This window comes from Hyphomonas sp. KY3 (assembly GCF_017309975.1).
Classification (GTDB): Bacteria; Pseudomonadota; Alphaproteobacteria; order Caulobacterales; family Hyphomonadaceae; genus Hyphomonas.
Genome location: NZ_CP022271.1, coordinates 26,886 through 39,396 on the forward strand (window position 1 = coordinate 26,886; position 12,511 = coordinate 39,396).

A 12,511-nucleotide genomic window follows, 5' to 3' on the forward strand; every position below is an offset into this window, starting at 1 on the left:
CCCGTTTTCGCGAGGTCCAAAAGATTAACAGCCTTCCTGCAGAAGTTTTACCGGCATTTGCCGGGCGTTAAGCGTATTGGGTCAAAGTGAGGGCTCCCGCGACACAAGTGGAGCAGCCCCACCTCATGACAGACTATGTTTATACCGAAGACGATATCCCGAGCGTCAGCGACCCGGTCTGGCGGATTCTCACAGGGGCAGCGGCATTCGGAATAGGCGTCTTCATATGTGGTAGCGTAGGGTCCTACATGCCGAGCGATCCGAGCTGGAACGCCGCCACAGATGCAGAAGTCCAGAATCTGTTCAGTGGCCCTGGTGCCATCTTCGCGGACTTGTCCCGTCAAATGCTTGGCTGGTCTGCCTGGGCAGCGGGTCTTGCCATGATGATCGGCGGCGCCATGCGCACCGTGCTGATCGGCGTGCCGCGCGTGCGCCGCTGGATGACGGGCCTCGCTTTCGTTCCACTGTCGGCCGCCTTCTTTGCCGCCTGGCCTGTGCCGGAAAGCTGGCCATTGTCGGCGGGTCTTGGCGGCGTCGTGGGTGATGCGCTCTTCTATTATGCCTCCATGCCGTTCCGCGCGTTGCTGCTGCCATCTCCGAACACATGGGCGGGCGCCGTCCTGGGCGCGGCCTCCGCTTGGGCCGCCCTGTCGGCAATGGGTTTCCGACGCCGCGACGCACACCTTCTTCATCAGGCTGCGACCAAGTCCGGACGCCATGCCGCACGTCAGGCCACCGGCATTGGTGGGTTCCTGGTTTCGGTTGTGTCCTTCCTCAAGCCGAAGCCGCGCGATCTGGATGACGAAGAGCTGGACGCAGATCGCGATACGGGACGCGCACGCGTCATCAAGGGCGACGACGAATATGTCGACGCAGACTCCTATGATGTCGACTATGATGACGAAGACGAAGTCTATGATGAGGAAGACGAGACGTCACTTGATGATGAAGACCTGTATGAAGACGAAGATGACGGGATCGCGCCAATTCAAACGCGTCGCCTGTCCGTACCCGTCTCCAAGCCGAAACTGCCAAGCCAACCCCGTGTGACGAAATCGGACCGCCGCCGCAAGTCCACGCGCCTGCCCTCGATCGACTTGCTCCAGATGCCGGAAGAGCGCGGCGATACGGTGGACGAAGATGCACTGCTCGAGAAGGCTGCGCGCCTGACCGATGTTCTGAAGGAATTCGGTGTACGCGGCCGCATCAAGGAAGTGCGTCCCGGCCCGGTCATTACACTGTTCGAAATGGAACCAGCTCCGGGCGTCAAATCTTCCCGTGTGATTTCCCTGGCGGACGACATTGCCCGCTCGATGAGCGCGATCTCTGCCCGTGTGGCGGTGGTTCCCGGCAAGAATGCGATTGGCATCGAGCTGCCAAACGAAGACCGCGACACGGTTTACCTGCGCACGCTGCTTCAGGCCGAAGCCTATGTCGGCACACGGGCCAGCCTGCCAATGGCGCTCGGCGAAGACATTGGCGGCGTGCCAACCGTGGTCGACCTTTCCAAGATGCCCCACTTGCTGATCGCGGGTACGACGGGTTCGGGTAAGTCGGTTGGCGTCAACGCGATGATCCTGTCCCTGCTCTATCGTCACTCGCCGGAACAGTGCCGTTTCATCATGATCGATCCGAAAATGCTCGAACTGTCGATCTATGAAGGTATCCCGCACCTGCTGGCGCCGGTTGTGACGGATCCGAAGAAGGCCGTGAACGCCCTGCAGTGGACCGTCCGCGAGATGGAAGGCCGCTATGAGCTGATGTCAAAAGCGGGCGTCCGTAACCTCGCTGGCTTCAATGACAAGGCCGCCAAGTACCGTGCCAATGGCGACGAACTTGTCCGCAAGGTCCAGACCGGATTTGATGAGCGCGGCAAGCCAATATACGAAACCGAATCTCTGCCAACGGATCATATTCCAAATATTGTTGTTGTCATCGACGAGATGGCCGACCTGATGATGGTCGCAGGCAAGGAAATTGAAGGCTGTGTCCAGCGCCTCGCCCAGATGGCCCGTGCGGCTGGTATTCACTTGATCACGGCAACACAGAGACCATCCGTGGACGTTATTACGGGTACGATCAAAGCGAACTTCCCGACACGGATCTCCTATATGGTCACGACCAAGATCGACTCACGGACGATCCTGGGCGAACAAGGCGCCGAACAGCTGCTCGGTATGGGCGACCTGCTCTATCAGGCCCCCGGCAAGAAATCCCAGCGCCTTCATGGCCCGTTCGTGTCAGATGAGGAAGTCGGCTCGGTCGTTGACTGGCTCAAGGAACAAGGCGAGCCCGACTATGTCATGGATGTGCTCGAAGCGCCCGAAGATGGCTCAACGGGGTCTGCCGTCATGGATGCCATGCTCGGGACGAGCACCGGCGACGAAGACGACGATCTCTATTCCCAGGCGCTTGCCATCGTCGTCCGCGACCAGCGCGCCTCGACCTCCTATCTTCAGCGCCGCCTCAAGATTGGCTACAACAAGGCTGCAGGCGTAATCGATCGCCTCGAAGAAGAAGGCGCGATCTCTGCGCCGAACCATGCCGGCAAGCGCGAAGTTCTCGCAAGCGCGCGGCCAAGCCCCGAATAGATCCCACGAGCTTTGGTGGGAAACAAAGGACGAGCCTCCATCCGACGCAGAAGCGGGTGGGGGCTCATTTCATTTGCGGGCCCTAGCCCATTGGATACATCTGGTCTTTGGTGACGGCATCGCACGCCTTCATCACGTCTGCGGAGAGTTCCAGGTCTGCGGCTGCGAGAATGTCGGCCAACTGATCGAATTTCGACACGCCGACAATGGTGGAGGCGACAAAGTCATGTTGTTTCGACCATGCTGTGGCCAGCGTCACGGGCGACATGCCCGCATCCTTCGCGATGTCCATGAAGCGCCGCGTGGATTCCAGTGATTTTTCGTTGACGAACCGCCCGGCCATTAAGGTCTGACGCCCGCCATGTTGCAAATAGGCTGAGAAACGCGCGCCTTCGGGCAGGGCACCATCCTGATACTTGCCGGACAAGACGCCCCCTGCCAACGGCGAATAAGGGATAAGGCTGACACCTTCGCGGCGACACACTTTGGCCAATGCATCTTCAAAGCGGCGATTGTTCAGGCTGAAATTGTTCTGAATCGTGTGATAGCGCACCGTACCGAGCCGGTTGGAGGTCTCGATACTCTTCATCAGGCCCCAGGCATCTTCGTTGCTACAGCCGACGATGCGCACTTTTCCTTCGCGAACGAGATCATCAAGGGTCTCCATCGTTTCGTCGAAGTCCGTGCCATGATCTGGCCAATGGGTCTGGTAGAGATCCACATAGTCGGTTTGCAACCGGGTCAGGCTGGCATCGATGGCGCGGCGGATATTGTGCCGGTCCAGCGCCGTCATCTCGCCGCGCTGCGATCCCTTGATCCATCCATGCGACGGCCCGCACACTTTCGTCGCCACGATCAGGCGGTCGCGGTCTTTGGTCTTCATCCAGCGGCCAAAGATTTCTTCGGTCCGCCCAGCCCATTCAAGCTTTGGCGGCACCGGGTAGTTCTCGGCGGTGTCATAGAAATTGATCCCGGCTTCGAAACAGGCATCAAGGATCTTGTGGGCTTCGGCTTCGTCCGTTTGGGCGCCGAAAGTCATCGTGCCCATGCAGATGTCGGATACGTAAATGGCGCTCTTGCCAAGGCGGCGGTGTTTCATGGCGGTGACTCCCTCTTATCGGGAAGACACTAATGCGTCGGGCCGGAATGGCCAGCATTGCCCTAGGGGATATCCCGCTCTGCGGCATCGATGCAGCCAGCCGCTTCCAATATATCGAGTGCCGGGGTGAGCTGCGCCTCGTACCGCTTCCATCGGGCCAGCGCCCGGGTATAGAGCGGCTCGCGCACCTGCGCGGAACTGGCGGTCGCAACCGGCGCGGCATTCTGGTGAAAGTCCAGGCATTGGGCCTCAAATGACAGGCCGCAGAACTCGAGCAATCTCCGTGTCTGGGCCTCGATGTCGCCCACCACGTCTTCATAATGAACCTGTGTGAACCGGCCTGCCGGAAGCGTCTCGCTGTAATGCCGGATCATGCGGTCAAAGCCGACATAATAGTGCGCCGTGGTTTCCAGGTTCAGGGCGTAGTCGTAATAGGGAAACTGCGTCGCAAACAATTGCCTGTAATTGCTGAGCACTGTGTCCGCCGGATGCCGCCTGAGGCAGATGATCCGCGCTTCCGGCAGGGCCGCCAAAATGATGGGGGCGTAAATCGCATTCAGTGGCAGCTTGTCGATGAACCGCCCAGTCAGGCCGAGCGTGGATTCAACGCGTTGCATGTACATCCGGCCAAGCTCGTTCTGGTCTACCTGCCCGGCTGCCGCCAGCGTTTCGACATCCAGCACGTATTTCGATCGGGTGCCTGACAGGTGTTTCAGGCTGATCCCGAAATCGGCGAGTTCTCCGGCCGAAGTCACCTCGCTATGGCTCGACAAGATCCGGTCGACCAGGGTGGTTCCCGTCCGGGGCATGCCGACAATGAAAATGGGTTGCGCGCTGGTATGGCCACCCATCATTGGCAGGTGTGTCGTCGCTTTCGCCGCGTCGAAAATGGCGTCATCAAACGCCGTATCGTGCTGCACAGCGGCCCATTTGGCTGATTTGGCTTTGGCCAGCCAGCCCATCGCTTCGGCTGGTTGGTTCAAATCTTCATAGGCCTTGGCGAGGGCATGGCCGACGCGGAGCGCGTCATCGGCTTTATGGGCGACCGAGGGAAACACAGCTTTCAATTCGGCAATCTGGTTGTCGGCCTCGGTCTGCTTCGTGATCTGGACGATTGCGGCCAGGGCGCGGGTCTCGCCCGGATCCAGCATTAAGCATCTGCGATAGGCTTCCCGCGCTTCGTCCATGTGTCCGACAAACTGAAGCGCCGCTCCGAGATTGTAATGGTAGGCAGAGACATCTGGGGCGGTCGCCGTGGCCCGCTTGTAGAATTCCAGAGAACGGTCATGCAGTCCGGCGCGGCTGTAGACGACCCCCAGCGTGTCGAGCGTCAAGGCGTCGTCTGGCGCAAGCGCGGCGGCGGCATCCGCAGACCGTACAGCCGATTCGCGCCTGAGAAGTGCCATTTCACTGCGCGCTTTTTGGGCGAGCACTTCAGGGTGTTGTGGGCTGAGTGTCAGCGCACGATCAAACAGGTCTATGGCCTTGGCATGATTGGCGTGATCCGCGGTCAGGATGCCCAGTAGATAATACGCGCGCGGCTCGCCGGGGTCGCGTTTCAGCGCCTCCATGCAGTCGGCATGCGCATGCCTGTAAGCCTTCTTTTCCAGATGGCTTGCCGCCCGGTCCAGTAGCCCAATATTTGGCGAAGATGCCCAATTTTTGATCAGTGCATTGTTCCTTCATTCTACAACTGAGCCGTATAGGCGCAATTCTGTGCCAAAAATATTACGCCAAGGACATAAATGTGCTGCCGTGTGGGACGGTCGCTTGTGCCAAATTCTTCCCTGCTTCCTAATGTTGGAGGTGAGGTAGGAACTATAGGAGTTTCTACAAATGTCTAAATCCAGTCTACTACGGCAGACCAGTCTTGTCGTGCTTGCGACAGGCCTTGCCATGGGAGCCAGCGCCCAGGAAGAACCGTCCAGCGACAGCGAATTGCGCGCCCAGACCATTACGGTCACCGCCACCCGCCGCGCCGAAAGCGTCCAGGATATCCCGCTGAACATCGCGGCCCTTGGCGGCGAGCAGATCGAAGAGCAAGGCTTTGACGAACTGGCAGATGTGCTGGCTTATGTACCGGGTATCAACGTCGTTGATCGCGGTGGCCGTCAGGGCAACCCCGTTATTGTTCGTGGTCTGAATGCAGATGGCCTCGGCTCCGGTGACGGCAACAATGATGGCGGCGGCACGGTTGCCACCTATCTCGGCGAGATTCCGCTTTTTGTGGATCTCAAGCTGAATGACCTTCAGCGCGTGGAAGTCCTGCTTGGGCCACAAGGCACACTTTACGGCGCCGGTACGCTTGGCGGCGCAATCCGTTACATCCCGAACAAGCCGGATTTTGATGGCGACCTACTGGAAGTGCGGTCGGAATTCTCAAAATATTCCGAAGCAGCATCGCTCAGCTATGAAACCGGCTTGACCTTCAACAAGACGTTTGCGCCAAACTTTGCGATCCGTGGCTCGGTCGACTACGAAGACGATTCCGGTTTCATCGACTATCCATACATCGTGCAGGAAATCGGTGTATCTGATCCGGACCCGGACTTTTCTGACCCGACTGATGTTGCGTCCAATTTGCGCGGCGTCACGGATGCGAATGGCGAGCGGACCGTTTCCGGCCGCCTCGCTGCGCGCTGGGAACCAACTGAGTGGCTCGATGGGACGGCGACCTATTATTACCAGAAGTCCGAAATCGATGGCCGCCAGGGCTCCAGCTGGCGCAACACGCTCCAGACCGGGAAATACGAACTGGCCAAACGTGTCGAAGAACCGAACGAGATTACCAACCAGTTGCTGGCGCTTGAGCTGACAGCCGATCTCGGCTTTGCGGAGCTGACCTCCGCCACCGGCTATTCCCGGTTCGACGATAATGGCCAGCGCGACCAGACCGACCTCCTGATCTCGCTCGAATACAGCTATGAACTGTTCCCGACCTTCACCTCCTTCACGCATGAGAAGGGCCGCGAGAACACATTCAACCAGGAAGTCCGTCTCGTTTCGACGACTGACAGCCGGTTCAACTGGATCGTTGGTGCGTTCTACAACAATTCCGATGTGACCTCTTACTCGCAGGAGTACACGCCGGGATATGCGGACTATGTCGGCTTCGACCGCCCGGATGACCTGGAATACTATTCCCAGTTCTATTCTTCACTGGAAGAAGCAGCGCTGTTTGGGGAAGTTGGATTTGACATCACCGACCGCTGGACCGTCACGGTCGGGGGGCGCTATTATGAGTATGATCTGGAATCGTTCAGCGATGTCGATTTCCCGCTGTTCGATAGCGGTCCGAACTATCTCCAGCCCGTTGGCATCAGCGACATGGAAGACAGCCTGAAGTCTGACTTCGCAGCCGGCAGCCCGAATGGCACAGAGCGGACTAGCCAATCCGATGATGGCACCCTGTTCAAATTCAACACCTCTTATCAGGTGACGGATGATGTTCTCGGTTACTTCACGGTCAGCGAAGGCTACCGGATTGGTAACTCGAACGGTATTGGCGTTTGCCCGGCCTATGATCCGACCAACAACCAGCAAGGCGCATGTGCACTTCTGCCGGGACAGCAATTCGGACCGGGCGCTGGCGACGTTTCCACGCGGGACGAATCGCAATTCGGTCCTGACACGACCACCAATTATGAGCTTGGCTTCAAGTCGACCCTGATGGATGGGCGGGTCACGCTGAACGGCGCAGTCTACTATATCGAGTGGACCGATCCGCAGCTGAGTTCTGCCACGATCAACGCCTCCATTCCGATCACGGTCAATGCCGAAGGCGCTGAGTCCAAAGGCTTTGAGGTCAATGGCGCCTGGGCAGTCAATGAGAACCTCTCCGTACGCGGCAGCTATAGTCATTCCGAGGCAACGCTCACCGCAGATGCACCGGGCCTTGTCGGCACGATCTCGCCTCCGGGCTTCGGGTCGGTCTTGCTGGACGGCAGCGACGGCGACCGCCTGCCCGGCTCTCCGGAAGATCAGTTCGCAGTCTTCGGAACCTATGTCATGCCGCTCGAAAATGGCGCGGAAGTTGCCTTCAATGCTGGCTACACATGGCAGGGCGATGTGCTCAGCCGCACGGGTGGCCTCGGCGATGGTTTGACGCTCGATTCCTTTGGGCTGGCCAATGTCTCTGCCGTATATGACACGGGCGACTGGCAGGCGACCTTCTTCGTGAACAACCTCTTTGACGAGTTCTACGAGACCGGCGTCGTCGGCACGAATCTCTACAATCAGGTTCTGTCTGATGATGCGGGCGGCCCGGTCTATCAACGGACCTACTACACCCATGTCGGCGCGCCGCGTTCGATCGGTGTGCGGTTCAAATATACGTTTGAATAGTCAACTTCCTGACTGTTCCAAAGGTCAATCCCCGGGGTCGCCTGTCATGGGCGGCCCCTCCCTGTTTCAGGCCTCATCCAGCAAAACGGCAAAGTCCACCACTTCAAACCCATGCCCCGTCGCGCGGGCAAACCGCTCCAGATCATCCCGCGCAATCGCCGTGGTCCCGGTATTGGTCAGCGGGTGGAAATTCACCGGATCGTGATCCAGCAGCGCGGCATCGACCAGGAAACGCACGCGCCCGCCTGTATCATTCATCAGGGCAAATGCCGTCACCGATCCCGGTGTCACGCCCAGCACTTCCTCCATCAGATCGGGTGAACCAAACGACAGCCGCCGCGTGCCGATCAGGCGATGAAGCCGGTTCAGCTTGAGCTCTGAATGTGCCTCCGCCGCGATCAGGATGATCGCGCCATCCTTGTCGGTCAGGAACAGGTTCTTGGTGTGTCCGCCGGGCATGGAGGCTTTCAGCTCCCGCCCCTCATCCACCGTAAACACGGCATCATGCCAATGTGTTGTGTGGGCGACGCCCAATTCATCCAGATAGGCAAAGAAATCATCAGGGGTTGCGGTCATGGCGTCCTTTGGGCCAAGACTTTAGCCTCCCGTCAAGCACTGCTCTGGATACCGCTTCATGCATCTCGATTGCTACAAGATCTACGACGTCGCGCCACAAATGGTGCCCGCGCGCTCCAATCGCGACTGGATGGACGCCTTCACAGATCGCCATCCCTATCGCTGCCTGCCGCTGACCATGGCCAATTCCACCGGCTGGGAATTGCTCTGCCCGATGGACATCAAGATCAAATGGAATGGCGGCACGCGCAATGAAGACATTCAGATCCTGACGCGCGGCGATCCGAACGCAATTTCCAGCTTTGCCGATGCGCATTTCATGCGCGGCATCGTCACCTTCCATACCGGGCACCTGTTCCGCACGCCGCCCGGCTGGGGCGTCTGGGTCACGGGCCCGCCAAACTGGCCGAAGGATGGCATCTATCCGCTGACGGGCCTGGTCGAGACCGACTGGCTGCCCTTCCCGTTCACAATGAACTGGCAGATGACGCGCCCCGGCGAAGTGATCTTCGAAAAGGACGAGCCCTTCGCCTTCATCACATTGATGGAGCACAAGAAGCTGGAAGAGATCGAGCCGGAGCGGAAGCTGCTGCGCTCGAACACGGAATTGGTGAAGGAATACAATGCCTGGACCGAAAGCCGGTCAGACTTCAACAAGCGCCTGAAGACAGGCGAAGAAAACGCCATGAAGGAACGCTGGCAGCGCCACTATATGCGCGGCGAGAAACCCACCGGCGACAAAGCCGACACCCACCAGACCAAACGCCGCCTGAAAGCGCCGAAAGAGGTGTCGTGATCGACCGGCCGCTTTCCAAGCCAGAACAGCAGATGCTGGACAATGTGGAAGTGCATGGTTGGCATTGCATGAATGTCTTCGACCCGAAAGGAGAGATCGAACCCTTCGCCTATTCCGTTGGTTTCACAAAGACACTCGGGGCCCCGGAATGCATAACCTTTGGCCTGCCGAGCAAATTGATGCACAATATGCTGTGGGAAATGTATCGCCAGCTGGAGGGGGGCGCTGCCCTGTCTCACGGAGAATCTTGGAAGAATATTCTTGAGGGTTTCGAGTGTGTCTCGTTGCTGGCGAGCCACCCGGATCTGATGTCTGAGTACACCACGTCTGCGGGCTGGTATGAGCGAAATTTCAGCGAAAGAAGCGTGCCGGAAGTTTACCAGATCGTCTGGCCTGGAGCCCGAGACGGATTGTTCCCTTGGGATTCTGGCTGTTCCCAGGACGTGATTAACGCCCAACCCCAGCTGTGGCGTGAACATCCGAGCGCTACCTAACCCTTTCGCCCGGCCTTCTCGTCAATCCCGCTCGTGCCCTGCCGCTTTTCCAGCGCCGCGGCCACCGCGTCGAGGCTCACGCCCCGCGAGCGCAGCGCAACGAAAGCATGATAGAGCACGTCGGCCGCCTCGCTTGCCACATGCGCATCGCTCTCGCGGCGCACGGCCTCGGCCAGCTCCATGCCTTCCTCATGCACTTTCTCCGCGCAGGCTTCCGGCCCCTTGGCCAGCAGTTTTGCGGTCCACGAACTGGATGCGTCGCCTTCCTTGGCGCGTGCGTCGATCGTGGTGCCGAGATGGGCGAGGGCCGCAGCCAGGCGGTCAGGGGAGCCGAGATCTGTCATGGCCTTGGCTTAGCGCACTTACGCGACGTGAGGAAGCGCGGGCGCTTGACGCGAGGCCTTACTGGCGCACTTTAACCTCAGGAAACGCCACCAGATCAGGAAGAATGTCATGAAAGACCGGGTCTCCATTACCATGCTGGACGACGGCATCGCCGACGTTCGCTTCATCCGCATTGACAAGATGAACGCCCTCGACCCCGCCATGTTTGACGGCATCAATGAGGCGATTGCCCAGCTGAAAGAGACAAAGGGCCTGCGCGCCGTGGTCGTCTCAGGTGAAGGCCGCGCCTTCTGCGCCGGGCTGGACCTGTCCAGCCTCGGCAGCGATTCCGGCAGCGACGAGTCCAAGAGCGTCACCGGCAGCAAGAACACCTTGTCCGACCGCACGCACGGCATCGCCAATCGCGCGCAATATGTCGCCTGGGGCTGGCGTGAGATTCCGGCGCCGGTCATCGCCGCTGCGCATGGTGTGGCCTTTGGGGGCGGCTTCCAGATTCTCTCCGGCGCCGATATTCGCTTTGTCCATCCAGACACACGTTGCGCCATCATGGAACTGAAATGGGGCCTCGTGCCCGACATGGCGGGTTTCCCGCTCTGGCGCGGCAATGTCCGTGACGATGTGCTGCGCGAACTGACCTATACGAACCGGATCTTCAACGGCACCGAAGCGCAGGAAATGGGTTTTGCCACCCATGTCTCCGACAATCCGCTGGATGATGCGATGGCGCTCGCCAAGCAAATCTCGCTGAAGAACCCGGACGCGATCAAGGCCTCCAAACGCATCTTCAATTCCATGCAGGATGCCACCGACGCGGAACTCCTGATGGCGGAATCGGTCGAGCAGGACAAGATCATCCGTACACCGAACCAGATGGAAGCGGTGTTCGCCGAGATGCAAAAGCGCAAGCCGGCCTTTACCGACTAGTCGCTCTCGCCATTTGCGGCCTCAAACGCGGCAAAGGCTTCTTCGCCCGTCAGCATCGGCGTGTCATTGGCCAGATCATAATAGGCGGCTTTCTCGTCGATGAAGATCTGCTGCGACAGCTTTGACAGGTCGGCCTCCTGAAACAGGCCGGCCGACAGGGCGAAATGGTCGTGGAATTTGAGGTGGTAGTAGAGATGGCTGCCACAGGTCTTGCAGAAGGCCCGCTCGGCCCAGTCCGAGGACTGGTAATCGGCGATATGGTCCTCGCCCTCGATCTCCAGCTTGCCGTCATGGTCGACCGTGAACAGTGGCCCGCCGCCCCAGCGTCGGCACGTCGCGCAATGGCAAACTGCCACCTCATTGATGTCCGGCACCGTGATCGTCACCGCGCCGCATAGACAATGGCCTTTCATGATCGCTCCCTCCTGTTTGTATAAGGAGGCCAGCCTACGCCAATGCGGCCATATCTCAATTGAAGGCTTTGTGACGATTTCGTCAGAGGGGGCGGACAGGCGCTCCGGCTGCGGCCAGTGCGGCGCGGGCCTCGGCAATCGTCGCTTCGCCGAAATGGAAGATCGAGGCAGCCAACACCGCCGTCGCCCCGCCCTCGATCACGGCGGGGGCGAGGTCTTCCACCTTGCCTGCCCCGCCACTGGCGATGACGGGAATGTTCACCGCGCCGGTGATTGCTTTCAACAGGGGCAGGTCGTATCCGGATTTGGTGCCGTCCCGATCCATGCTGGTCAGCAGGATTTCCCCGGCCCCGCGCGCCTCGGCTTCCCTGGCAAAGGCCACCGCGTCAATGCCGGTCTCTTTCCGTCCGCCATGGGTAAAGATTTCCCAATGGTCGCCCACGGCGCGCGCATCAATTGCCACGACGACGGCTTGCGACCCGGCTTTTGCTGCGCATCGCGCAATTACGCCGGGGTCAGCCACGGCGGCGGAATTGATCGCCACCTTGTCGGCACCCGCGCGCAACAGGGCCACCAGGTCTTCCGCGCTGCGCACCCCGCCGCCCACGGTCAGCGGCATGAAACATTGCTCCGCTGTTGCCGAAACAATGTCCATCAGCGTGCCCCGGCCCTCATGCGTGGCGGAAATGTCGAGAAAGCACAGCTCGTCCGCCCCCTGCGCATCATAGGCTTTCGCCAGCACCACCGGGTCGCCCGCGTCTTTCAGGTCAACGAAATTGACGCCCTTGACGGTGCGGCCGTCCTTCACGTCGAGACAGGGAATGATGCGGGTCTTCAGGCTCATGAGGTGGGCTTTAGCGTCCACGCGCCCGGAAGGGAAGCGCCTTGCAGGTATGTAACGGAACAGGGGGCCGGGCCCACCCATTGAT

At 59.6% G+C, this 12,511-nt stretch carries 11 protein-coding genes; 5 read left to right on the plus strand and 6 right to left on the minus strand.

Annotated elements, in window-relative coordinates:
• Positions 1-125: 125 nt before the first annotated feature.
• A complete protein-coding gene (locus CFA77_RS00145) occupies positions 126-2,591 on the plus strand; it encodes a DNA translocase FtsK (RefSeq protein ID WP_206991735.1) in 2,466 nt (821 codons plus the stop codon).
• An 82-nt stretch (positions 2,592-2,673) separates the two neighbouring features.
• On the opposite strand, the gene CFA77_RS00150 is transcribed toward CFA77_RS00145, so the two are convergent.
• On the minus strand, positions 2,674-3,690 hold the full coding sequence (locus tag CFA77_RS00150) for an aldo/keto reductase (RefSeq protein ID WP_206991736.1): 1,017 nt from the start codon (positions 3,688-3,690) through the stop codon (positions 2,674-2,676).
• Positions 3,691-3,752: 62 nt separating this feature from the next.
• Positions 3,753-5,261 carry a sulfotransferase gene (locus CFA77_RS00155; protein ID WP_206991737.1) on the minus strand — a complete coding sequence of 503 codons (1,509 nt, stop codon included), beginning with the start codon at positions 5,259-5,261 and terminating at the stop codon, positions 3,753-3,755.
• 265 nt (positions 5,262-5,526) lie between these two features.
• On the opposite strand from CFA77_RS00155, the gene CFA77_RS00160 reads away from it, so the two are divergent.
• Positions 5,527-8,034, plus strand: coding sequence for a TonB-dependent receptor (locus CFA77_RS00160; protein ID WP_206991738.1), 2,508 nt, complete (start codon positions 5,527-5,529; stop codon positions 8,032-8,034).
• A 66-nt stretch (positions 8,035-8,100) separates the two neighbouring features.
• On the opposite strand, the gene CFA77_RS00165 is transcribed toward CFA77_RS00160, so the two are convergent.
• The gene (locus CFA77_RS00165; protein ID WP_206991739.1) at positions 8,101-8,610 is read right to left on the minus strand and encodes a prolyl-tRNA synthetase associated domain-containing protein; all 510 of its coding nucleotides are present in this window, start codon (positions 8,608-8,610) and stop codon (positions 8,101-8,103) included.
• 58 nt (positions 8,611-8,668) lie between these two features.
• Here CFA77_RS00165 and CFA77_RS00170 point away from each other — a divergent pair, with 58 nt between their 5' ends.
• Together CFA77_RS00170 and CFA77_RS00175 are read left to right on the plus strand one after the other, a co-directional pair.
• A complete protein-coding gene (locus CFA77_RS00170; protein WP_034813140.1) occupies positions 8,669-9,406 on the plus strand; it encodes a DUF6065 family protein in 738 nt (245 codons plus the stop codon).
• The gene (locus tag CFA77_RS00175) at positions 9,403-9,900 is read left to right on the plus strand and encodes a DUF4262 domain-containing protein (RefSeq protein ID WP_206991740.1); all 498 of its coding nucleotides are present in this window, start codon (positions 9,403-9,405) and stop codon (positions 9,898-9,900) included. Before CFA77_RS00170 ends, CFA77_RS00175 begins: the two co-directional genes overlap by 4 nt.
• Here the strand turns inward: CFA77_RS00175 and hisE are convergent.
• Positions 9,897-10,244 carry a phosphoribosyl-ATP diphosphatase gene (hisE, locus tag CFA77_RS00180; protein WP_206991741.1) on the minus strand — a complete coding sequence of 116 codons (348 nt, stop codon included), beginning with the start codon at positions 10,242-10,244 and terminating at the stop codon, positions 9,897-9,899. The two genes, CFA77_RS00175 and hisE, sit on opposite strands and share 4 nt — an antisense overlap.
• 109 nt (positions 10,245-10,353) lie before the next feature.
• Here hisE and CFA77_RS00185 point away from each other — a divergent pair, with 109 nt between their 5' ends.
• Positions 10,354-11,169 carry a crotonase/enoyl-CoA hydratase family protein gene (locus CFA77_RS00185; RefSeq protein WP_206991742.1) on the plus strand — a complete coding sequence of 272 codons (816 nt, stop codon included), beginning with the start codon at positions 10,354-10,356 and terminating at the stop codon, positions 11,167-11,169.
• On the opposite strand, the gene CFA77_RS00190 is transcribed toward CFA77_RS00185, so the two are convergent.
• Both CFA77_RS00190 and hisF read right to left on the minus strand, forming a co-directional pair.
• Positions 11,166-11,582, minus strand: coding sequence for a GFA family protein (locus tag CFA77_RS00190; protein ID WP_206991743.1), 417 nt, complete (start codon positions 11,580-11,582; stop codon positions 11,166-11,168). The genes CFA77_RS00185 and CFA77_RS00190 overlap by 4 nt on opposite strands.
• A gap of 82 nt (positions 11,583-11,664) precedes the next feature.
• Positions 11,665-12,426: an imidazole glycerol phosphate synthase subunit HisF gene (gene hisF / locus CFA77_RS00195; protein ID WP_206991744.1), complete on the minus strand. Its 762-nt coding sequence runs from the start codon at positions 12,424-12,426 to the stop codon at positions 11,665-11,667.
• Positions 12,427-12,511: the final 85 nt, after the last annotated feature.